Below are 25694 nucleotides of genomic sequence, written 5' to 3' on the forward strand. Positions count from 1 at the left end.
AAGTTCTTTAGTTTTATTAAGGAACGGTTACTTTAAATTTTTTCTTGTTTAAACTATTTATTTTCAATTTAGGTTTTTGTGAAAAGTTTCTTTTTAAGTTTAAAGTGTGTTTTACAAACTTTAGACCTAAAACTTTAAACGTATTAACCCACAGAACCTTCCAAAGAAATTTCTAATAATTTTTGTGCTTCTACAGCAAATTCCATTGGCAATTTATTTAAAACGTCTTTGCTAAAACCATTTACGATTAATGCAATTGCTTTTTCAGTTGGAATTCCACGTTGATTACAATAGAATACTTGGTCTTCACCAATTTTACTTGTTGTTGCTTCGTGTTCTATTTTTGCAGAAGGATTTTTGCTCTCGATATATGGAAAAGTATGTGCGCCACAATTGTTACCCATTAAAAGAGAGTCACATTGCGAAAAGTTTCTTGCATTATCTGCTCGAGCACTTATTTGTACTAATCCACGGTAGCTATTTTGTGATTTTCCAGCAGAGATACCTTTAGAGATGATTGTTGATTTAGTGTTTTTACCTAAATGAATCATTTTTGTTCCAGTATCTGCTTGTTGGAAATTATTGGTAACGGCAATTGAATAAAATTCACCTACAGAATTGTCTCCTTTTAAAACGCAAGATGGGTATTTCCATGTTACGGCTGAACCTGTTTCTACCTGTGTCCATGAGATTTTTGCATTCGTTTCGCATAAACCTCTTTTGGTTACGAAATTAAATACACCACCTTTTCCTTCTTTGTTTCCTGGATACCAGTTTTGAACAGTTGAATATTTGATTTCTGCATCGTCTAGAGCAATTAGCTCTACTACAGCAGCATGCAGTTGGTTTTCGTCACGACTTGGTGCTGTACATCCTTCTAGGTATGATACATAGCTTCCTTCGTCGGCAATAACCAATGTTCTTTCAAATTGCCCTGTTCCTGCTTGATTGATTCGGAAATAAGTAGAAAGTTCCATTGGGCAACGAACGCCTTTTGGAATATAACAGAAAGAACCATCTGAGAAAACAGCTGAATTTAATGCAGCATAAAAATTGTCTTTTTGTGGTACAACTGTTCCTAGGTATTTACGAACTAATTCAGGATGCTCTTTTATCGCTTCAGAAATAGGACAGAAAATAATCCCTTTTTCTCCCAATGTTTTTTTGAAAGTTGTAGCAACAGAAACAGAATCGACTACAATATCCATAGCGACATTGTTCATCATTTTTTGTTCGTCGACAGAGATTCCTAACTTTTTGTACATTTCTAAAAGTTCCGGATCTACATCATCTAATGTTTTATTAGGATCTACTTGTTTAGGAGCAGAGTAATATGAGATTGCTTGGAAATCGGGTTTTTGATAATGTACATTTGCCCATTCTGGCTCGATCATTTCTTGCCATGCACGAAAAGCTTCAATGCGCCAATCGGTCATCCATTGTGGTTCTTCTTTTTTTAGAGAAATGGCACGAACAATATCTTCGTTTAGCCCAATAGGAAACGTTTCTGATTCTATATTGGTATAAAATCCGTATTCGTATTCTTTAGTTTCGAGTTCGATTTTTAAATCGTCTTCAGTGTATTTGCTCATTGTTTCAATATGGTCTTATAAGTTTGAATGTCTTAAGATCCGAAGTATGTGTAGCTCCGTTTGATTTTATGACTTTCGACGTTGGCTAAAGTGAAAAACTTTCGCCACAACCACAAGTTCTACTTGCGTTTGGATTATTAAATACAAATCCTTTCCCGTTTAATCCACCTGAAAATTCTAATATTGTTCCAGCTAAATATAGAAATGATTTTTTTTCGACAGCAATAGTTATATCGTTGTCTATGAATATTTTATCGTCGTCTCCTTTGGTTTTGTCAAATTTTAAATCATATGATAAACCGGAGCACCCACCACTTTTCACCCCTACTCTTACGTAGTCATGTGCGGCATCAAAACCATCGTCTTTCATCAAGTCGATAATTTTCTTTTTGGCAGAATCAGAAACCTTTATCATTGTTATGTAGATTATTGTCTAAATTATTTGCAAAGATACTATATAAAAATCTTTTTCCACAACGGTTCACATTATTATAACAAATGTTAAAATAGATAAAGTCTATTTGATTTCCTTTAAAGCAAAAGGATTTTATTAAATTGCATGATTAATCAAACAAAAGATCATTGAATCTTAATTTTTGTAACATTTGAATTTTTAAATAATTAAATAATGAAGCTTTACCCAATAGAATCAGGAAATTTTAAATTAGACGGTGGTGCCATGTTTGGCGTTGTGCCTAAAACAATTTGGAATAAAACCAATCCTGCCGATGAAAATAATTTGATAGATATTGCCGCTAGATGCTTGCTTATTGAAGATGGTAGCCGACTTATTTTGATCGATACTGGAATGGGGAACAAACAATCGGATAAGTTTTTCGGATATTATTCGCTTTGGGGAAATCATTCGATAGATAAATCGTTGGCAAAATATGGTTTTCATAGAGATGATATCACGGATGTTTTTATGACGCACCTGCATTTTGATCATTGTGGTGGAAGTGTGCAATGGAATGCTGGCAAAACGGGTTATGAACCAGCTTTTAAAAATGCTAAATATTGGAGTAATGAAAATCATTGGGAATGGGCAACAAAACCTAATGCTCGAGAAAAGGCTTCTTTTCTGTCTGAAAATATTCTGCCAATGCAAGAAAGTGGGCAATTAAATTTTATTAAGCGTCCAGAATCTGATTTTGGTTTTTCAGAAGAAATGAATTTTGGAATTTATTATGTCGATGGCCATACCGAAAAACAAATGATTCCACATATTCAGTATCAGGATAAAACGATTGTTTTTTGTGCAGATCTATTGGCTACAGCTGGACATATTCCGTTGCCATACGTTATGGGATATGATACAAGACCATTATTGACAATGCCTGAGAAGTCAAAATTTCTTAATGCAGCAGCAGATAATAATTATTATTTGTTTTTGGAACACGACGCACACAACCAAATCATAACTGTGGAACATACAGAAAAAGGAGTAAGGCTTAAAGATGTTTTTACTTGTGAAGAGATTCTTTAACTGTAATTAAAATTTAAAAAAAATCCCGTTTTCATAGTTTTGAAAACGGGATTTTTTAGTTTAGCTAATTGATGTTTTAGTTGGTTTTGAATTTCCAAACTTGACCAACAGTTTCTCCTCCTTTGTTGTCTTTCACAATAACACTCCAGAAATATTCTTTTGCAGGTTCTAAAGTTACATCAAGTGCATTTGTAGCTTTGTTCTCGCTTATTTTTTTGTTAGGTGGGTTAGTTGTTCCAAAATAGACATCATAAGTTAGAACATCTGTAGCATCAACATCTGTTGCTTCCCATTTTAGAGAGGCAGTTACTGTGCTTAATGTACTGTTTAGAATTGGATGCAGTAAACTTGGTGCAAAAGGTAGATGATTTACTAGAGCATCTCCCGCAGTGTAAAATTTGTAAACGATAGAATAAGCACTTGCTAACCCTTTATTATCTGTTGCCTTTATCCTCCAATAATAGGCCGTGTTTTTGTCTAATACAAGAGAAGTATTATTATCAGCTCCTTCAAAATTTTTATCAATTTGAGTAAAAGTATTGTCTTTTGAAATTTGAATTTGATAAGTTATAGCGTCATTGTTAGTGTCTGTAGCTTTGTCCCATTTAAAAGAAACGGTATTGTCTACGCATAATTTATTATCAGCAGGACTAACTAATATCGGTACTGTAGGTGCTACATTTGGAACTCCTGGAGTTACAGGATCGTCTTCGCCGCCACCGCCACCGCAAGAAATAAACAAAATACTGATGATTGATAGGTATAAAAAATTCTTCATTTTTATTTTTTTATGATTTTAATGTATTCTGGAGTGTCAAAATAGATTTTAACAGCATAAATACCAGAAGCTTGGTTCTCGATATTTAAATATGCTTTCCCATCTTCTATGTTATAATTTTTAGTAGAAACTAATTGACCTCCGAAGTTGTAAACTTCTATTTTGATTTCCTTTTTGTTAGATGGTATGTCGATTTCAAAATTTCCCGATGTTGGGTTAGGATGAGCTACTAAACTTTTTATAACATCTAATGAAGGTATTTTTTTAGAAAAAATACCTTCGCAAGCTTTAGCAGTTGCTACTTCTAATAAACCACCATTGTTTAAATCTAAAGAAAAATTAGAATCGGTTGTTTGAAACTGTGCTTCGCCATCAACAAAAACGGTATAAGGAGCTGTTCCTTCTGTAATTTCAACATCAACTTTTCTAGCTGTTATATTAGATTTTCCAGAAATGGTTGCTCCCTTAGCAATAGTGACATTAAATTTTTGTTCAAAAATTTGTCCAGGAATTGTAATCGAAATAGGATAATTCCCAGGAGTTAAGCCAATAACTTTTAGTAAATTATTGGTAAAAACGGTTGTTTTTCCGTTTATAGTAGCTGTGTATGCAAATGTTTGTTTAGCAGAAATACTTATCTCCCCATTGTTTTCACCAAGACAAGATTCTCCTTTTGTTTCAACTATAAAGTTGTTTGTTGGTAAAGCCAGTTCTTCATTACATTCTGTGTTGTAAGTTGCACTTTTATCTTTAATTTTTGACCAGTTTGCATTTGAATAAGCAACATCATCTACTTTTATGCAGCTAAGTTTTGTGTTGTTTAAAAAACTAGTTAATACTTCAACTTCAGTATTTTTTTTAGAGGTGTTAGATACTTTAAAGTTTTTGTTATTGCCATTTTGTATATTTAATGACGTTAGAGGGTTAAATTCAATAAAGACAACTTTTAAAAGAGGATTATTGGATAGGTCTAAAGTTGTTAATTGATTATTGGCAACATTTAGATGTGTTAAAAGAGGGTTTTTACTAACATTTAATGTTGTTAAGTTTGCATTGTTAAAATATAACATTTCCAATTTTGGATTTGCAGTGACATCAATCTCTGAAATGTTGGTATAAGTACAATTTAGATTTATTAGATTTGGTAGATTTGAAACATTTAGTGTTGTAAGATTAACATTACCACAATATAATGCTTCTATTTCAGGATTTGCAGAAAGATCAATAGTACTTAACTTATTTCTATCTGCCGCTAGAGAATGAATTTTTGTATTCTGAGATAAATCAATTGTTGAAATCTGATTCTTGCTAAATGTTAAGTTATATAATTCTTTGTTTGCAGAAACATCTAATTTGGTTAGTTTGTTGTCATGTAATGATAACTTGGTTAGTAATTTGTTTTGACTAACATCAATAGATTGAAGATTGTTGAAATCGCAATCTAAATAGGTTAAGGCTGTGAAATTTTGAATTCCAGCCAGACTACTTATGTTGCTATTCGAAAGGTCTAGGTAAGTGATGGTGTTAAGTTTTGAATTGGAAATTTTTCCGTTTAGACCATCTGTATCAATTCCTAAATCTATTAATTTTTGCTCAAAATTTTGATCTGGAATCAGGGCAAAATCAGATGTACAATTAGTATTATAACTTGCTATTGCATCTTTTTGAGTTGCCCAATTTGTATTAGAATAAGCTACATCGTCTACTTGAATACAGACTAGATTTGGGTTGTCTGTGAAATTTAAATTAGGAATGTAAAATTTAGTGTTATTTCCATTTTTTATATTCAATGTCACAAGGTTGTTCATAGAAGTGTCTAAGGAATCTAAAAGAGTATTCTTAGATAAATCCAAATCTACTAATTGATTGTTTGATAACTTTAGGCCTCTAAGTGAAATAAAACCACTTATTCCGGTTAAATCTTTTATAGCACTAGAATTAACATTTAAATAAGTTATTTGCGAAATACTGCTATCTAGTACCATTCCATTCTTTCCATCTTTATCAATTCCTAAATCTATTAATTTTTGTTCGAAGTTTTGATCTGGAATCTGAACAAAATTTAATATACAATTACTGCTATAACTTGCCGTTGTATCTTTTTGAGTTGTCCAATTTGTATTAGAATAAGCCTCATCATCAACTTGTATGCAGGTTAAATATGGATTGCCAGTGAAATTTAAATTTGGGATGTAAAATTTAGTGTTATTTCCATTTTTGATATTCAATGTTACAAGATTGTTCATAGAAGTATCTAAAGAGTCTAAAAGAGTATTCTTAGATAAATCCAGGTTTATTAATTGATTGTTTGATGATTTTAGACCTCTAAGTGAAATAAAACCACTTATTCCAGTTAAATCTTTTATAGCGCTAGAATTAACATCTAAATGTATTATTTGTGAAATGCTACTATCTAGTACCATTCCATTCTTTCCATCTTTATCAATTCCTAAATCTATTAATTTTTGCTCAAAATTTTGATCTGGAATCTGGACAAAATTTGATGTACAGTTAGTATCATAACTTGCTGTTACATCTTTTTGAGTTGACCAATTTGCATTAGAATTAGCTATATCATCAACTTGTATGCATGTTAAATTTGGATTTTGTGTAAAATCAACATCGGTAAGTAGTGAATTTGATCCATTTTTAATATTTAAGTAAATTAGTTGGTTATTCTGGCAGTATAAATGGGTTAGTGCCTTATTTTTGGAAACATTTAAATTTGTGAGTTGTCCATTTCCACAATATAATTTTTCAAGAGCTGTGTTTTTAGAAACGTCTAGGTTGTTCAATTGATTTGAGGAACAAGTTAAATTCGTTAACTCAGTAAGCATAGAAACATCTAATGAAGTGAGTTTATTGTTATCACAATTTAAATAAGATAAATCTTTGTTACTAGTAATATCCAGTGATGACAGTTGATTATATCCGCAGTCTAAAAAACGCAGATTTTTGTTTTTTGAAACATTCAAAGTTGTTAGTTTATTGTCATTACAACCAAACCAGTTCAAAACTAAATTATTAGTCACATCTAAATGGGTAATTTGATTAGAATTACACAATAATGATTCAAGATACTCCGCTTTGGATACGTCAAGGTTAGTAATCTGATTATAAATACAATCTAATGAAGTTAAATTTATATTTGCTGATAATTCTAAAGCGGTTAAATTATTATATCTGCAATTTAATTCTTTCAGGAGTTTGTTATTTGAAATGTCAAGGGTCAAAAGTTTGTTGTTTTCACAATTCAATATATTTAATGAAGTGAAATCTTGTATTCCTGTTAAATCTGAAATTAAACTTGATGAAACATCTAATGAAGTAAGTGATGAGACATTTGAAGTTAGTACTTTTCCATCTGGATTACCAGAATCAATTCCTAAATCTATTAATTTTTTTTCAAAATTTATATCAGGAATTAATGTATAAGGAAGAAAACAGTTTGTGTTATAACTTGCAGTTGCATCTTTTTTGGTTGACCAATTTGTATTCGAGTAAGCAACATCGTCTACTTGAATACAGCTTAGATTTGGATTGTTTGTAAGATTTAGATATAGCAATTGAAAGTTAACATTGTTTCCATTCTTCAAATTTAGACTCGTTAATTGATTAGAATTGGCATATAAACCAATTGCGGCTGGATGTGAGCTTATATCCAAAGTAGTTAGCTGATTTTTTGAACAATTTATAAGTTCCAAAGATTTATTTTTGCTTACATCCAAATCTTTTAATTGATTAGATTGACAATATAGCTCGGTTAGAGCAGTGAGTTTAGAAACATCCAAGTTGGTTATTTTGTTTTCACGACAATCCAGAAGAGTCAATGCAGTGTTTTTACTCAAGTCTATAGAGGTTAATAGACTGGTATTACATCCCAAAAATGTTAAAGCAGTATTTGAGTTTACATCCAAAGAAGTATATTTGTTTGAACCCGAATCTAATTTTGTTAACGCTGTATTTGCTTTAACGTCTAAAGATGTTAATTGATTTGCATAGCAACTCAAATTAAGTAAAGCAGTATTATTACTTACATCTAAAGAGATTATTTTATTGTTGTTACAATCTAAAGTAGTCAAAACCTTATTCTTGCTTACATTCAATGTTGTTAATGAATTTTGACCACAATATAAATCGGTTAATGATATAAAGTCTTGTATCCCTGTTAAATCTGATATGTTGTTTGCAGATACGTTTAAGGAAGTAAGTGATGAAATATTTGAAGTTAGTACTTTTCCATCTGGGGTACCAGAATCAATTCCTAAATCTATTAATTTTTGTTCAAAATTGCTATCAGGAATAAGTGTGTATTTTATAGGGGTATTTGAAATAATTATATCGACTATTAATCTAGTAGTACTTTCGCATCCGTTAATTGTTTGAGTAGCATAATATTTCCCTGTTGTTAATACTGTTGATGAAGGTATAGATGAACCATTATTAGGATTGTAATATAATTTGATATTTGATCCGTTAATTTTTAAATCAGCAACTGTGTTACCTTCATTTAAAATATATGTAGGTGTCGAACTAGTTGGAGGAGCTGTTTCATTTACAATAACCTTGATGGTATTTGAGGTTACAGTACTGTTATTTGCATTTTTGACTTCTACAGAATAATCTCCACTAGCCTCGGCTCGATAATACGGAAGTGTTTTTGTAGGTATTGGTATTCCGTTTTTCTTCCATTGGTAGGTATAGTTGTCTGTAGGAGATGCTTCAACCCTTAAGCTAGTACCTTGTCCCGAGCAAACTGTGGTCGAGCTACCCGAAAATATTGTTGCTGTAATGCTAGGGGGAGCTGTATTTGAATAATATAAATTACTTATTTCTTGTGAAGTTAACATACGGTTCCATACTCCAATATCATCAAGAGATCCTTCAAAGTAATTATTTGAATCATTTTTTCCTATTCTAAAATAACTTCCAAATTCTTGTGTAAATAAATTAGCAATTCCAGTTATCTTCAATACATTATTTATATACAATGAAAATGTTTTGTTGGTATTGTCAAAGACCATTGCAAAAAATGTCCATTCATTATTAAAGTAGTATTCTTGAGATGAAAAAACTTGAGAGCCAAATGCTACATCAAAATAGCCTTTGCGATAAAAACTTATTTTAAATGCAGAACTTGGAGTATTTCCGTAATTTAAAACACAGAAATCAAACTCTTTAGAGTTAACAGGATCAGTGGCTTTAAACCATCCTGTTATTGTTCGGGAATTGTTGTCTTGTAGGTTGTTAGATAAATATGTCTGAATGTTACTACTTGTTCCATTAAAAGAGTAAGCGGTATTGGGTACTCCCAATCTATCAGATGTTAGAGTGATGTCAGTTGGAGTTCCATTAGATGCATTGTCACTTTGATCATTTGCATTTCCGTTAAAAGGATAATAGGCTATCAAACCATCTGTAGGAACGTAGCTAGGGACATTTGGTGTCTGGGAGTAACTTAAAAAGTTTGCTAGTAATAACAATAAGAGTAGTTTTTTATTCATAATTTTTGTTGGGTTTGATTAGGACCTGCAATAATACAAAATAGAATGATTTCTTGTTAAATTTTTATTTGTCAGATAGTAAATAAATTCCTTTTTAATGATTTCTAAAGAATGATTATATTTGAACCGTTTCTAGTTTGATGAAAAAAGATTGAGTAAGATTCCTAACAGTGTGTTAATCTGTCTTTTTTTTGTAACAAAAAACCATAAATTAGACCCGTATTTTAACTTTTATTAAATTTATTATAAATGAATAGTATCAAGCCTATTTACATGTCTGCTTTTGCGCTAATGGTTTTAGCAGGTTGTGGTGCTACAAAACAAGCATCAATTACAACTCCTCCAGTTGTTGAAATTGCTCCTGCAATTATTAAAAAAAATGCTCCCGTTAGCGAAAATGATTTAAAGAGATGGAGCCATCTGGATTTAGTAAAAGATACTATTCCTGGTATGAGTGTTGACAAAGCATATGCCGAATTACTGAAGAATAAAAATGGGGTAAAGGTTATTGTGGGAATTGTTGATTCTGGTGTTGATATCGAACACGAGGATTTACAAGGAAAAATTTGGACCAATACAAAAGAGATTCCAGGTAACGGAATTGATGATGATAATAATGGTTTTATAGATGATGTTCATGGTTGGAACTTTCTTGGAGATGCAGTAAACGAGAACTTAGAGCTGACTCGTATTGTAAAGAAAGGCGACGATGGATCTGCTCAGTATAAAAATGCCTTAGCGATGTATAATGAAAAATACGAAAAGGCATTAGAAGATAAACAACAGGTAGATTTTTTACTTGAAGTTCATTCTACTGTAAAAAAAGCATTAAATAAGGATAACTATAAACTTGAAGATTTAAGCGCCATTACTTCTACAGACCCAAAAGTAACTAGAAGTAAAATGATTATGACTCAGATTTTTACTAATGCAGGAGCTACTTTTAATCCTGAAGTAGATTTTGAAGAGTATAGAGAACAAGTTTATGATCAGTTGAATTTTAATTTGAACAAAGAATTTGATGGTCGAAAAATTGTAGGTGATAATCCAGAAGATATTAAAGATACTCGTTACGGTAATAATAATGTTATTGGACCAGTTAAAGAAAAAGCATTACACGGAACTCACGTAGCAGGTATTGTTGCGCAGTTGCGTCATAATAATTTAGGTGGAGATGGTGTCGCTAACAATGTTGAAATTATGGCAGTGAGAGCTGTTCCTGATGGAGATGAGTACGATAAAGATATTGCATTGGCGATACGTTATGCAGTAGATAATGGAGCAAAAGTAATCAATGGAAGTTTTGGAAAAAGTTTTTCTCCTCATAAACAATGGGTTTATGATGCTATAAAATATGCTGCTAAAAAAGATGTTTTAATTGTACATGCAGCTGGAAATGATGGATACAATATTGATATTGAGAAAAACATTAATTATCCAAATGACTCAGAAGATAACATCAAAGAATTTGCAGATAACTTAATTACAATTGGTGCAATCAATAAAGTATATGGAGAAAAGGTTATAGCTGGTTTTTCTAATTTTGGAAAAATAAATGTTGATGTTTTTGCTCCAGGAGAAGAGATATATGCAACAGTTCCAAATAATAAATACAAATACTTGCAAGGAACTTCAATGGCTGCGCCAAATGCAGCTGGAGTTGCAGCACTAATTCGTTCGTATTATCCTAAGTTAACTGCTCCACAGGTAAAACATATTTTAATGAATTCTGGTGTTTTACTTCCGGCAATGGTGATTTTGGGTGAGAATCCGAATCCAGAGGAAAAACCAGTAGCTGTTTCATCGACTGAATCATCAAAAACGGGTAGAATGGTGAATGCTTATAATGCGTTATTGATGGCAGAAAAAATGTCAAAAAAATAAATTGTAAAGAATATTAATCCGATGGAAGGGTGGCAACCCTTCCATTTTTTATTATATAGCCCATGCGAAAAATTATATTACTTTCTTTTTTGAGCCTTAGTTTTGGTTCTCTGGTTGCTCAAAATGCTCCCTATTGGCAACAACATGTTGATTATAAAATGGATGTATCCATGGATGTGAAAAACTATTTGTACAAAGGGAAGCAAGAATTGGTTTACACCAATAATTCACCAGATACTTTACGAAAAGTATTTTATCATTTGTTTTTTAATGCGTTTCAACCAGGAAGTGAGATGGATGCTAGAGTCCAAACTATTAAAGACCCTGATGGAAGAATGATAAACAAGATTAAAGTTGATGGTAAAGATGTTAAGGAAAGCCGTATGAAAACTTTAAAGCCTAATGAAATAGGTTTTCTTAATATCACCAATTTTAAGCAAGATGGTGTAGCAGCGGTAACTAGAACTTCAGGAACTGTTATGGAAGTTACTTTAGCTAAACCAATTTTACCAAATTCAAAAACTACTTTTACACTAGAGTTTGACGGACAGGTTCCGGTACAAATTCGTCGTGCAGGAAGAAATAGTACAGAGGGTGTTGCTTTGTCAATGTCTCAATGGTATCCTAAATTGGCCGAATTTGATTTCGAAGGTTGGCATGCAGATCCATACATCGCAAGAGAATTTCATGGTGTTTGGGGTAATTTTGATGTGAAGATTACAATTGATAAGGATTATACAATAGGAGGTTCTGGTTATTTACAGAACAAAAATGAAATAGGTCACGGATACCAAGATGCAGGTGTTACTGTTGTTTATCCTAAAAAAACAAAAACACTTACATGGCATTTTGTAGCGCCTATGGTACATGATTTTACTTGGGCTGCAGATAATGAATATATTCATGATGTGGTAAAAGGGCCAAATGATGTTGATTTGCATTTCTTTTACAAAAACAATCCGAAAATCATTGAGAACTGGAAAAATCTACAGCCATTAATGGTTAAGGTAATGGATTTTTATAATAATAAAATAGGTCCATACCCGTACAAACAATATTCATTTATTCAAGGTGGAGATGGTGGAATGGAGTACGCAATGTGTACTTTGATGTTGGGTAATGGAACTTTACAAGGAATGTTAGGTACAGCAACACATGAGTTAGGACATGCTTGGTTTCAGCATGTTTTAGCATCAAATGAGTCTAAGCACCCATGGATGGATGAAGGTTTTACTACTTACGTTGAAGATATGGCTTTGAATGAATTAGCTGGGGATAAAAAGGAAGCAAACCCATTTAAAGGGAATTATACAGCTTATTATAATTTAGTTGCTTCTGGTAAAGAGCAACCACAATCTACGCATGGTGATCGTTATGATGAGAACAGACCTTATAGTATTTCATCTTATGTAAAAGGAAGTATCTTTCTTTCGCAGTTAGCTTATGTAATTGGTCAGGATAATCTTGATGCTACATTAAAGAGATATTATAATGATTTTAAATTTAAACACCCATCACCAAATGATATCAAAAGAACTGCTGAACGCGTTTCTGGAGCTGAATTGGATTGGTATTTAATAGATTGGACGCAAACTACCAATATAATTGATTATGGTATCAAAGAAGTGAGTGATAGTGGTAATAAAACAGTTGTAACTCTTGAAAGAATCGGAAGAATGCCAATGCCTATTGATTTAATTGTAGAATATACTGATGGAACTAAAGAGAGTTTTTACATTCCGTTGCGAATGATGAACTTTATAAAAGAGAATCCTAATCCTTCGGTAAAAAGAACAGTTTTAAATGATTGGGCTTGGGCAATGCCAACTTATAACTTTACAATTGATAAAAGCAAAAGCGCTATCAAGAAAATCACCATCGATCCAAGCGGATTAATGGCTGATGTAAAAGCTACAAATAATATATATGAAGTAAAATAAACTTCCTTTTTTATAATGAAAAAGCCCTTAAAGACAACTGTTTTTAAGGGCTTTTTATATGATTATTTTTAATGATAAATTGTTACTTGGCTATTTGTGTATTGGTTTCTATCGGAATATTATTTTCTGTTGGTTTTTTAAAAGGGAACAACTCTCTATAGCTAGCAGATCTCCAAAGCCATTCTATTGGACCGTAATTGTATTTTGAAAGCCACCACTTGCTGATAAATAATTGAATAATAAAAACAAAAACAGCTAATGAAAAGTAAAACCAATAAGGCATTGTGTTTCCTATTCCTAAACCAATCCCGGAGAAAATAAAGGCGCCTAATATATTCTGAAAGATATAATTAGTTAATGTCATTTTGCCACAGGCACTAAAATAGGTAAAAATTGTTTTTAGTTTTCCGTTAATATATAATAGGCAAATTCCACTTGCAATAGGAAGCATTATACTTATAATTAACCAAAAATAGGGATGGAAGAATTTAATAAATCCGATTTTATTATTGACAGCGAAGTAAAAGCTGAGACCTAGAAGGGCAAGAAAAGGAATGCTGAATATAAGTACATATTTTAAAATTTTTTTCATTTCGTTTAAACGATTGAAAAAATCTATTTTTTGAAGAAGAACGCCGAAAAGCATGCAAGCCAGCATTACAATATGTGCGGTAATGGCGTAACCAGGAACAATAATTTGCTCATAAAAAGAAGCTGTTAGATTAAATTTAAAAAAATCAAGCCAGTTTCCAGAATGATATAATTTTAAATATTCTGGATTTGTGAGAACTGATATTTTTTCGGGACTAAATCCTTTGACATAAACCATTATGAAGGGAACAGCAAGAATAAGGATAGCAGAAATATAACCTAATGTTTTTGCAGAACTTCTTGAAAAGAATAACAATATCAGTCCTAGAAAGGCATAGTCTCTTAAGATGTCACCAAACCAAAATAAGGAATTAATAAAGGCAAAGACAAAAAGCAGTAACATTCGCCAACTAAAAAAAAGAACAGGGTTTCTGCCTTTTGATTTAACATTATTAATTAAAATCGCAAAACCATAGCCAAATAAAATGGTTAATAGAGTCCATGATTTTCCAGCTAAAAAAAATTGATCAAAATTATGTAGTACCTCAGATAAAATACTATTCTTGGTTTTGTTAGGTATTCCAATGTGTTGAAATCCTGAATAATTGCCTACTGCTACCCCAAAAAGGGCCCAGCCTCTTAGTATATCAATTATTGCTGTTCTTTTTGATTGATTGATTGGTTGATGATGATTTGTCATATAATTAACTTAATTTTTTGGTTTTTAGTTTTTTTGGTTTTTTGTATTTGTTAAAAACGCACTAAAAGTAATAAAATTATGTAGTAATTAATTATTAAAATACAAATAATAAAAGCGAATAAATAGGTTTATTATGTAAATGATAAAAGTCCGTTTTTTTTAAAGGTATTGCTTTAAAAAAAACGGACTTTTAGAATGTAAACAGATTGCTTATTTTTTGTCACCCAAATGTTCCAACATATCTTTTGTCATTGTCTCAAGATCAAAAGTATGTTTCCAATCCCAATCTTCTCTCGCAGAACTATCGTCGATACTTGCAGGCCAGCTATCAGCGATTTTCTGACGGAAATCTGGATTGTAAGTAATCTCAAATTCAGGAATATGTTTTTTAATTTCGTTTGCAATTTCTGTTGGTGTGAAACTCATTGCTGCTAAATTGTATGAAGAATGAATTTTTATTTGCTCAACAGGTGCTTTCATAATATTAATGGTTGCATCGATTGCATCATCCATATACATCATTGGCATTTTGGTTTCAGATGATAAAAAGCATTCGTATTTTTTATCAGCAATAGCCTTATAGAAAATATCAACAGCATAATCAGTTGTTCCACCACCAGGAGGAGTTGACCAACTAATTAGACCTGGATAACGTATGCTTCGAACATCTACGCCATAAATATTATGGTAGTATTCGCACCATCTTTCACCAGCTTGTTTACTAATTCCATAAACAGTTGAAGGTTCCATTACAGTATATTGTGGTGTGTTTTCTTTTGGAGTAGTTGGTCCAAAAACAGCAATACTTGATGGCCAGAAAATCTTTTTTATTTTTTTTGCTTTCGCTAAGTTCAAAACGTGAAACAATGAGTTCATGTTCAGATCCCAGGCAAATGCAGGGTTTTTTTCAGCTGTAGCAGATAGTAAAGCTGCCATTAAATAAATATCAGTTATTTTATGAACTTCTACAAGGTGTTCGATTTGATTGAAATCTAAGGCATTCACAACTTCAAAAGGACCAGAATTAACAACATCTGTATTTAATTTACGAATGTCTGAAGCGATTACATTTTCAGTTCCGTATAACTTGCGTAGTTTTTGCGTAAGCTCCGTTCCAATTTGGCCGCATGCACCAATGATTAATATTTTAGGATTCATGTTAAGTTTGTTTAGTCTAGCAAAGGTAACGATTTCGCAATTATATTTTAATTGACTATCGATTATTTAAAGACTTCTCAAAAAGAGTGTTTGTTTCTCGCGATAGTTCACGAATGGCTGTTTTAGTAAATGGATTAAAAACAGAACAATAAAATCATAACTTCTTCTTAAATGGGAATTCATAATTGTAAATTTACTTTGTAACTTTGTAGCCTAACGTTTGAACCAATGAAATATAGAATATCTCTTTTCCTTCTTTTAGTTTTTCTTTTAAATTCTTGTCAAAATCAGGATGAAAAGCGACTTGCCGAAAATAAAAAAGAAGCTAAAAAGAAAGAACTAATTTTTAATAATATCAATAAAGGCTGGGTTTTTTATGATACTCCAATCAATACAGTTTCAGAAGAAAGTATAAAAAGCTGGAACGAATGGCGCCAGTTTCTTGAGGAATTAAAAGGTAAACCTAAAAAAACAATTGGTGCTTTTCAAAAAAAATCGAGTGCTATTGCCCAAAAAGCAATCGCATTAAATAATAATATCCCAGAACAATTTAATAAGCAACAAATAAAAAGTAGGATTTCTGTCTTAATTACTAAGATAAAAATGATGGATTTGTATATTCATCTAGATAAAATTCCTGATGAAAAAGTTGTTTTCTTGATAGGAGATATTAATAAGGAGTTGGTTTCTCTAGAAAGACAAATGGATAAAATAGTCGAAAAGAATAAAATTCCATTAGAAGAAGGAGAATCAGAATTAATGAAAATGATAAAGGATACTGCGAGAGCAATTCCCAGTACGCCTATAGATCCAAATATTCCAAGAGTTGAGTAAAAGTGCTTTATATACTACGTATGATAATTTGCCTAAAATACAGCAAGTTGCCAATCAATTATTAGAAAATAATGAAGTAAAACTGCATCTAAACGGTTTGTTAGGATCTGCAGTTTCATTCGTAATTCGTTCTTTGTTTAAAAAAGCAGAATTACCTTTTCTTATTATTTTGGATAATAAGGAAGAAGCTGCTTATTATCTGAATGATTTAGAACAAATGATTGGTGAGCAAGATGTATTGTTTTATCCAGGATCATACCGCAGGCCGTATCAGATTGAGGATACAGACAATGCCAATGTTTTACTTCGAGCAGAAGTTCTAAATCGAATTAATTCGCGTAAAAAACCTGCAATAATTGTTTCTTATCCCGAAGCATTATTTGAAAAAGTAGTGACTCGAAAAGAGTTGGATAAGAATACTTTAAAAGTTTCCGTTGGAGATAAAATTTCAATTGATTTTATTAATGAAGTGTTATTCGAATACGAATTCAAAAGAGTTGATTTTATTACTGAGCCAGGAGAGTTCTCTGTTCGTGGAGGAATCGTGGATGTATTTTCTTTTTCGAATGATAATCCGTATCGAATTGAGTTTTTTGGAAATGAAGTCGATAGTATTCGAAGCTTTGATGTTGGGACACAATTATCTATAGAAACACATAAAAAAATTACGATAATCCCAAATGTTGAGAACAAAGTTTTTCAGGAAAATAGAGAAAGCTTTTTGGATTATATTTCTGAAAAAACGGTACTTTTTATTCAAAACACAGATGGTTTTTTAAGTCAGCTAGATAAGCAATTTGCAAGAGCCGAAGAAGCTTACGAGAAATTATCGAAAGAAATTAAAAGAGCAACTCCCGATCAGTTATTCTTAAATCAGAAGTCGTTTATAAAAAAGGCATTGGATTTTTCGATTGTAGAATTAGCTAGTAAGCCAATTTTTAAAACGATAAAGAAATACGATTTTCATATTCAGCCACAACCATCATTCAATAAACAATTTGACTTATTGCTGAATAATTTAAGTGATAATCATTTTAATGGATATAAGAATTATCTATTCTGCTCAAATGATGCTCAGGCAAAACGATTTCATGATATTTTTGAAACGTTGGATGAAGCCAATTCTGAGAATATTCGTAAGCAATACCATACTGTAGTCTTACCATTATATCAAGGTTTTATCGATGACGAAAATCAGATTACATGTTATACCGATCATCAGATTTTTGAGCGATACCATAAATTTAATATTAAAAATGGATATTCTAAAAAACAGAATATCACACTTAAGGAGCTTACCACTTTATCAGTTGGGGATTATGTTACGCATATCGATCATGGAATCGGGCGATTTGGAGGTTTGCAAAAAATTCAAGTTGAAGGAAAAACGCAAGAAGCCATCAAATTGGTTTATGCCGATAATGATATAGTGTATGTGAGTATTCACTCACTTCATAAAATCTCAAAATACAACGGGAAAGACGGAACGCCTCCTAAAATTTATAAGTTAGGCTCTAACGCTTGGAAGATTTTAAAGCAAAAAACAAAAGCGCGTGTCAAGCATATTGCTTTCAATCTGATTCAGTTATATGCAAAAAGAAGATTAGAAAAAGGATTTCAGTTTGCTCCGGATAGTTACTTGCAAAACGAGTTAGAAAGTTCGTTTATATATGAAGATACTCCAGATCAAATTAAATCGACACAGGAAGTAAAAGCCGATATGGAAAGCGACCGACCAATGGATCGTTTGGTTTGTGGTGATGTTGGATTTGGAAAAACAGAGGTTGCAATTCGTGCCGCTTTTAAAGCAGTAGATAATAGTAAGCAAGTTGCAGTTTTAGTACCAACTACAATTCTTGCCTACCAACATTATCGTACTTTTTCGGAACGATTAAAAGAAATGCCAGTTACTGTTGGGTATTTAAACCGATTTAGAACAGCAAAACAAAAAGCGCAAACTTTAAAAGATCTAGCTGAAGGAAAGCTGGATATTGTAATTGGAACCCATCAATTGGTAAATAAAAATGTAGTTTTTAAAGATTTAGGATTATTAATTGTCGACGAAGAACAAAAGTTTGGAGTTAACGTAAAAGATAAATTGAAGACCATCGCTGCCAATGTTGATACGTTGACATTAACAGCAACACCAATTCCGAGAACATTACAATTCTCTTTAATGGCAGCACGAGATTTATCTGTAATTACAACGCCACCACCCAATCGTTATCCTATAGAAACTAATGTGGTTGGCTTTAATGAAGAATTGATTCGTGATGCAATTTCATATGAAATTCAGCGTAACGGACAGGTTTTCTTTATCAATAACCGAATCGAAAATATTAAAGAAGTTGCCGGAATGATTCAGCGTTTGGTTCCAAATGCCAGAGTAGGAATCGGACACGGACAAATGGAAGGTGCCAAACTTGAAGAGTTAATGTTGGCCTTTATGAATGGTGATTTTGATGTTCTAGTAGCTACGACGATTATCGAGAGCGGTCTGGATGTTCCTAATGCCAATACTATCTTCATCAATAATGCTAATAATTTCGGATTGTCGGATTTACATCAAATGCGTGGTCGAGTAGGACGAAGTAACAAGAAAGCATTCTGTTATTTTATCTGTCCACCATATTCTTCTATGACTGAAGATGCCCGTAAACGAATTCAGGCTTTGGAACAATTCAGCGAATTAGGAAGTGGTTTTAATATCGCGATGAAAGATCTTGAAATTCGTGGAGCAGGAGATTTATTAGGAGGTGAACAAAGTGGTTTTATCAATGAAATTGGTTTTGACACTTACCAAAAAATCATGAATGAAGCCATCGAAGAATTAAAAGAAAATGAGTTTAAGGATTTATATCCAGAAGAAAATAATATCGATACTAAGGAATACGTTAAAGACCTGCAAATCGATACTGATTTTGAGCTGTTATTCCCAGATGAATATATCAACAACGTTTCAGAACGATTGGTTTTGTATAATGAACTTGGTGCTGTAAAAGACGAAGCTGGATTGAAAGAATTTGAGAGAAAACTAATTGACCGTTTTGGACCATTACCTAGACAAGCTATTTCGTTGCTTAACAGTATCCGAATAAAATGGATTGCTACAAATGTTGGTATCGAAAGACTGATAATGAAACAAGGTAAAATGATTGGATATTTCGTGTCTGATCAACAATCGGATTATTATCAATCTTCAAAGTTTAGAAAGGTTTTGCAATTTGTACAAAAACACAGTACGCTTTGCAAAATGAAAGAAAAACAAACCGTTAACGGCTTACGTCTATTATTGACTTTTGACAACGTAAAATCGATTAAAAAGGCGTTGGAGTTGATGGAATTGTTTGAGGAGTAAAATCAATTAATAAAATGCCTTAAATGAAACTACATTTGGGGCATTTTATTTTTTAGGATCTAATAAAATCTCTATCATATTTTTATAATTGTTAAGGAAACCTTTGGTGACCAGAAAATGTTCTGTTTCTTCATAATCAATCTGGTGTATTCCTCTTTCATCCAATTGATATATGATTGCTTTTGGATATGCTAATAGGATTGGAGAGTGGGTAGCAATTATAAATTGCGAATTGTTCTTTACGTGTTCGTCTATTGCAGTAAATAGCGTAAGTTGTCTCATGGGAGATAAAGCAGCTTCGGGCTCATCAAAAACATAAAGTCCATTATCACCTAATCTTTCAGTAAGAATTTTCATAAAAGATTCGCCATGAGAGCATTCATGTAAGGAATGACCCGTTCCTTGAAGGTTATCAGTTTGCTCCATATAGGTTGCAAGGTTATAGAAACTTTCGGCACGAAGAAAGTAATAATCTTTGGGAAGGCTATAACTTTTGATAATCTTCAAATAATTAAAAAGCCCTGAGATATTTTGATGGGTACTAAAACGAGCATGTTTGCTTCCTCCTTCTTGTCCTAGCCCCATGCATAAAGCAATTGCTTCTATTAAAGTGGATTTTCCTGAACCATTTTCTCCAACAATAAAAGTAACATCAGGATGAAACTCCATTTTATCCAATCCTTTTATAGAAGGTATCGTAAAAGGATATTTCTCATAACTTTCAATCAACTCTCTTTTGAGTGAGATTTCTTTTAAATAAGGCTTGTTTGCTATCACTTACGAGTTGATTTTAATTTAATTAGAGAGTTTTCAAAAGTAAAACATTTTAGTGGAACAGTTTTTTAAAATGTAAAATTGATTAGCACATTTGAACGGATATGTTTTCTAGAAACAATATAAGTGACTGTTCGAAAAGTATTTTTCGGGCAGTTTTTTTGAAAGTTTTAGAAAATGTAATAGATAATTGCTCCAGCGGAGCATCATATTTATAGTAAATTTAAAGGGGTTTGGGTTAAAGCTACAGCGTAGCGATATTTTGGTTTATCTTCGGATTAGAATATATGTCATCCCTATGGGGTTTTGTAAAACGACTTTGTTAATTTCTATAAATGTATTGTCCCTCTGTGACTTAGGATATCATAAACCTGATTATTGAAATACTAAGGGTACAGAAAGAATTTCTGCACTATCGTTGAGTAAATTTGAGCTTAGAATAAGATTGTTTTAAATAAGCAAAGAGGATGTCTGAAAAATTACTTTTCGGACATCCTCTTATTTAGTTTGTCGGGATAGAAATGATACCCGATTATTGTAATTAACTATTTGACAATTAATTTATTTTTTAAAGACTAATCTCGTTTAAACTTTCTTCAAGAAACTGAACCATTTCATCTGCATTTTGTTTGTTGAATGGTATTGGTGGTTTTATTTTTAAAACATTATGCAAAGGGCCATCTGTACTTAATAGATATCCTTTTTCTTTCATTTTTTCTACTACAATATCAATTTCTGGAATTGCAGGTTCCATGGTGGTTCTGTCTTTTACCATTTCGGCACCAATGAATAAACCATGTCCGCGAACATCACTAATAATTGGGAATTTAGCCATTAATCCTTTGAGTAAATCCATAAGGTAATTACCTACTTCTAGAGCATGTTGTTGCATTTTCTCATCTTGAATTACTTCTAGAACAGCCAGTCCAGCCGACATTGATACTGGATTACCTCCAAAAGTATTGAAGTATTCCATTCCGTTGTTAAAAGCATCGGCTATTTCATTTGTTACAATCACGGCTGCCAGCGGATGTCCGTTACCAATAGGTTTTCCTAGTACAACAATATCAGGGACGACATCTTGTAATTCGAATCCCCAGAATTTGTCCCCAACTCTTCCAAATCCTACCTGAACTTCATCAGCAATACAAACCCCTCCCGAAGCTCTTACGTAATCATATACAGTTTTTAAATAATTTTTTGGTAGTGGGATTTGACCTCCAACACCCAATAGAGTTTCACAAATAAATACTGCGGGAGATTTATCTTCTTTCTTTAAATCTTTGATAATTCGTTGTACATCGGCAGCATATTTTTCGCCCGCCTTTGTATCGCCATATTTATATGGACCTCGGTATAAATCGGGATTAATTGCCTTGTGAATCCAAGGCATTTGGCCAAAACCTCCTTTGCTATCAAATTTATACGGACTCATTTCCATTGCTACAGTTGAGGTTCCGTGATAAGCATGGTCCAATACGATGATGTCTTTTTGTTTGGTGAAATGACGGCTCATTCGAATGGCTAAATCATTAGCTTCACTTCCTGAGTTTACAAAATAGCAAACGCTTAAAGAAGGAGGTAATGTTGCTGTAAGTTTTTCGGCATATTCTAATATGGTATCGTTAAGGTATCTTGTATTGGTATTTAGGGTAGCAATTTGTTTTTGCATTTTCTTTACTACGACAGGGTGGCAATGTCCAACATGTGAAGGATTATTTACACAATCAACAAAGGTTCTTCCTTTGTCATCGTATAAATATTGTAACGCTCCTTTTACAATTTTTAATTTGTCATTATATCCTATACTTAGATTTCGACCTACATTTTTTTGACGCGCTTGTAATAAATCTGAATAGTCGGAATCGTTTATTACTCCATCAAATCCACATACTTTTCTAAAAGTATCTTGAGCTTTTATAGGGTTAATTTTGATGAGTTTATGTAGTAATTCCCAAGCTGGTTTTTCAGTAATAAAATGGTGTATATTATCACTGTTTAACGATGTATTGTATGCGGATTGTGTTACGCTAATGCAAAGTCTTCCTGCAATTAAGTAATATAATAAATCGAGTTCTTCTGTTTTAAGCGGATATGCTTCGTGATATCCTTTTACAATAAATGAAGCAACGGTTAATGGATCATCATATTCCAGAATTGCATAGGTACAAGTTATTGCGAGGTTATTGATTAAAGCAGAATAAACCATATCGCCAAAATCAATTAATCCCGTTGTTTGTTCTTCTCGAGCCATTACATTACAATCATTGGCGTCATTATGAATGTATGCATGCCGTAGCTGCTGTATTTGTGGAAGCACTTCGGTATCAAACTGCAAAAGGAAATAACCTGCAATTCGTCTGCGCTCGTGATTGGTGATGTATTTCAGTTTTTCATTGGCATCACTCGCTCTGCTAATATCCCAAGTATAATTTCTATGCATTGCAGGATGCGAAAAATCCTGAAGTGCTTTGTCCATATTCCCCATAAATGCTCCTAAATTATAAAGGGCAGTATCTGATTTTTTTGGCTGTTCGTACCAAAAAGAACCTTCTAGAAAACTTAGAATTCGTATGTAATACGTTTTGTTGTCTTTGATAATTTGGGTTAATGCTTCTCCATTTTTATTGATTGAAAACTGTTGAAAGCTATCGGCTAAAGGACTCTTTCTTAAATGCTGAATAATTTTCACTTGTGCTTCCAAAAAAGGATACGGCTGATTTTCATCAGAAAGCTTTAATATATACTTCTGATTTTTTTCATCAGTTAAGATAAAGTTCAATTCATCATAACCGTCTAATGCTTTTACGGTAGCGGATAATCCATAATGTTCTATCGCTAATTGCTGAATGTCTGTCTCTGAAAAAATCATTGGTATTGTTTATTAAGTTGTTTTTTATCTGTTAAGGCCATTGGTGTTAAATGGAGCTATAAATTAAAAGTATATTTCTCCTATTTCCAAATAATAGCCTGGGCTGGTTGTAAAGGGTTTTGTCCCACAAGGATTTTGCTTCCTTGAGGTATAGATAAGTTTATAGGCTCATTTGTATAGTTTACACCTACATAAAAACCATCTCTCCATTCTATAAAAACTCCTTTTGGCAAATCTTCGATAGCTACTTTTGCACGCTCGTAAATAGTACGAACTACTTGTCTTTCTAAATTTCCATCTTTACTTTCTGCACCAATATAAGTAACAGTTCCTTTGCCTAGTTTTCTTGTAATAACCGCCGCTTTACCTTTGTAAAATTGATCTGCATAGGTTGCTAAAACTTCTGTTCCTTGTTTCGGACTCAAGACATCAGCCCAAGTATTCCATTTATGAGTATTATTACCAGCAGTTATTGTTCCGTTTACATTAGCAACAAGCATATCAAAAAAATCTACATCGGCACCAATTAATGGTACGATTGGCGCACTCCAATTGGCTTCAAAAAAATGTCCATTTCTATCTTTCTGACCAGTACGACAAGAAAGTATTAAGTTTCCTCCGTTTTCAACATATTTAGTCCATTTGTCTACTAATTTTTGATCTATTAGTTGATAAGCAGGAGCAACGATAAATGGATAAGCAGAGAAATCATCATTTTCTGTAATAAAATCTACTGGAGCACCAGTCGATTTTATAGCTGTTGTATAGATATTTCGATGTCTCCAAGTGCTCCAGAATTCGGTTTGTTTTTGATTTTCTAAATCCCAAAGGTTTTCATGACTCCATAAAAAACCTGTTTTTCTTTTTGCAATTTCTTGAGGGATTACTGCTTTAGGATTGTATTCTTTACGAAGTAATTTCATGTCCTCGATAGATTGTACAAATTCTTTTCCACCAGTAGTAAGTGTTACGCCATCGGTTCCTACGATTCCATCATGGTACATTTCGCTACTTCCTAGCGGGTGTCTGTATCTATACGTACAAGTAAAGGAACAACCACCACCAAAAGCTTGAGATATCCACATATGAACTGTTCCGGGTTGTAATTGTGGGTTTATCCCTGCCCAGTTTACTTGTCCGGGTTGTAGCTCCATAATACCAGTAACACCACTTATTGATCTGTAGTAATCGTTGGCTTCGGATATTTTGTTAGGAGATCCCATTCTAAAGCTATCTCCTCCCAAAGGATTTTGTCCGCTTACTGGATACATCGTATATGTGATGAAGTCCATTTTATTAGCACTCCTTGGGTCGGCATCATAAATTACATTGGTAAAGTTGGTTGTTATCCATTGTTTTGGATCAACATACTTGCGAAGTATTTCGGCTTGTCTATTCAAATATTCACCTTGAGCATCAGAAGTAAATCTTTTAAAATCTAAAACGGCATGCGGACTTAATTTGTCTTCAAAATAAATTTCGGCATTAGGTAAAACTATTTGTTCAAAGTTATTATAACGGGTACTCCAAAAATTCCCAACCCATTCGGTATTTAGTTTTTCGATTGTTCCGTATTTGGCTTTAAGCCAAATTTGAAACGCTTTGCGGGCAGAAGGACTAAAATCGGCAGTACCTAAAGGCTCATTGTCGATTTGCCAGCCCATAATATTTTTATTTTTACCATATCTTTTTCCAAGTTCGGCAACTATTTGATCTGTGAATTCTCGGTATTTTTCATTTGTTATAGATACATTGGCTCTATTGCCGTGTTCTCTGCGACGTCCGCTTGCATCTACCAAATAAACTTCAGGATATTTGTCTCCCATCCACGCTGGAGGAGTTGGGGTAGGAGTACAAAGAATCACTTTTAAACCTTGTTTTTCGGCTATAGCAAGTGCATCATCAAGCCATTTAAAATCATATTTACCTTCTTCTGGTTCCATATAAGTCCAAGCAAATTCTGCAAAATGCGTAAACTCAAATCCTAGTTTTTTTATGTTTTTTAAATCACGCTCCCATTGTTCTTTTGGCCATTGCTCAGGATAATAGTAAACACCAATTTGCATTAAATCTGGTTTTGAGAAAAAACGTTGTGGGTCTTTTTTCTCCGTTGCAGTGGTTTTTTTAGTTTGAGAAAAAACAGGATTCGAATTACAATTTGCGATAAGCAATAGTGTAAATAAAATTTTGACTAATGGTATATTTTGCTTGAACATTCTTGGT

Annotated in this window: 14 protein-coding genes; 5 read left to right on the plus strand and 9 right to left on the minus strand. The window is 32.7% G+C overall.

The annotated features are described in order from the left end of the window. Positions 1-143: 143 nt before the first annotated feature. Both sufB and LPB87_RS07900 read right to left on the minus strand, forming a co-directional pair. Positions 144-1592, minus strand: coding sequence for a Fe-S cluster assembly protein SufB (gene sufB, locus LPB87_RS07895; RefSeq protein WP_129540186.1), 1449 nt, complete (start codon positions 1590-1592; stop codon positions 144-146). Between the two features lie 85 nt (positions 1593-1677). Continuing rightward, positions 1678-2007, minus strand: a complete 330-nt coding sequence (locus tag LPB87_RS07900) for an iron-sulfur cluster assembly accessory protein (protein WP_129540185.1) — start codon at positions 2005-2007, stop codon at positions 1678-1680. Positions 2008-2220: 213 nt separating this feature from the next. On the opposite strand from LPB87_RS07900, the gene LPB87_RS07905 reads away from it, so the two are divergent. Further along, positions 2221-3078 carry an MBL fold metallo-hydrolase gene (locus tag LPB87_RS07905; protein ID WP_230605568.1) on the plus strand — a complete coding sequence of 286 codons (858 nt, stop codon included), beginning with the start codon at positions 2221-2223 and terminating at the stop codon, positions 3076-3078. Between the two features lie 76 nt (positions 3079-3154). On the opposite strand, the gene LPB87_RS07910 is transcribed toward LPB87_RS07905, so the two are convergent. Both LPB87_RS07910 and LPB87_RS07915 read right to left on the minus strand, forming a co-directional pair. Beyond that, positions 3155-3856: a hypothetical protein gene (locus LPB87_RS07910; RefSeq protein ID WP_230605570.1), complete on the minus strand. Its 702-nt coding sequence runs from the start codon at positions 3854-3856 to the stop codon at positions 3155-3157. 2 nt (positions 3857-3858) lie between these two features. Beyond that, the gene (locus LPB87_RS07915; RefSeq protein ID WP_230605572.1) at positions 3859-9360 is read right to left on the minus strand and encodes a LamG-like jellyroll fold domain-containing protein; all 5502 of its coding nucleotides are present in this window, start codon (positions 9358-9360) and stop codon (positions 3859-3861) included. Between the two features lie 249 nt (positions 9361-9609). On the opposite strand from LPB87_RS07915, the gene LPB87_RS07920 reads away from it, so the two are divergent. Continuing rightward, complete coding sequence (locus tag LPB87_RS07920) at positions 9610-11244, plus strand: S8 family peptidase (RefSeq protein WP_230605574.1); 1635 nt, start codon at positions 9610-9612, stop codon at positions 11242-11244. Between the two features lie 62 nt (positions 11245-11306). Further along, complete coding sequence (locus tag LPB87_RS07925; protein WP_230605576.1) at positions 11307-13184, plus strand: M1 family metallopeptidase; 1878 nt, start codon at positions 11307-11309, stop codon at positions 13182-13184. An 82-nt stretch (positions 13185-13266) separates the two neighbouring features. On the opposite strand, the gene LPB87_RS07930 is transcribed toward LPB87_RS07925, so the two are convergent. Next, entirely contained in the window at positions 13267-14475 is a 1209-nt protein-coding gene (locus LPB87_RS07930; protein WP_230605579.1) for a DUF418 domain-containing protein, read from the minus strand. 210 nt (positions 14476-14685) lie between these two features. Further along, complete coding sequence (locus LPB87_RS07935; RefSeq protein ID WP_129540175.1) at positions 14686-15633, minus strand: L-threonine 3-dehydrogenase; 948 nt, start codon at positions 15631-15633, stop codon at positions 14686-14688. 228 nt (positions 15634-15861) lie between these two features. On the opposite strand from LPB87_RS07935, the gene LPB87_RS07940 reads away from it, so the two are divergent. Further along, on the plus strand, positions 15862-16467 hold the full coding sequence (locus LPB87_RS07940; protein ID WP_129540174.1) for a hypothetical protein: 606 nt from the start codon (positions 15862-15864) through the stop codon (positions 16465-16467). Further along, a complete protein-coding gene (gene mfd, locus LPB87_RS07945) occupies positions 16460-19825 on the plus strand; it encodes a transcription-repair coupling factor (protein ID WP_230605580.1) in 3366 nt (1121 codons plus the stop codon). The genes LPB87_RS07940 and mfd overlap by 8 nt, the downstream gene beginning before the upstream one ends. A 45-nt stretch (positions 19826-19870) precedes the next feature. On the opposite strand, the gene LPB87_RS07950 is transcribed toward mfd, so the two are convergent. From LPB87_RS07950 to LPB87_RS07960, 3 genes are all read right to left on the minus strand, one after another. Then, the gene (locus LPB87_RS07950; RefSeq protein ID WP_230605581.1) at positions 19871-20602 is read right to left on the minus strand and encodes an AAA family ATPase; all 732 of its coding nucleotides are present in this window, start codon (positions 20600-20602) and stop codon (positions 19871-19873) included. A gap of 565 nt (positions 20603-21167) precedes the next feature. Beyond that, entirely contained in the window at positions 21168-23471 is a 2304-nt protein-coding gene (locus LPB87_RS07955; RefSeq protein WP_230605582.1) for an aminotransferase class III-fold pyridoxal phosphate-dependent enzyme, read from the minus strand. An 80-nt stretch (positions 23472-23551) separates the two neighbouring features. Next, entirely contained in the window at positions 23552-25687 is a 2136-nt protein-coding gene (locus LPB87_RS07960; RefSeq protein ID WP_230605583.1) for a beta-galactosidase, read from the minus strand. Positions 25688-25694: the final 7 nt, after the last annotated feature.

Origin of the sequence: Flavobacterium sp. EDS (genome assembly GCF_020991525.1) — a bacterium.
Classification (GTDB): Bacteria; Bacteroidota; Bacteroidia; order Flavobacteriales; family Flavobacteriaceae; genus Flavobacterium.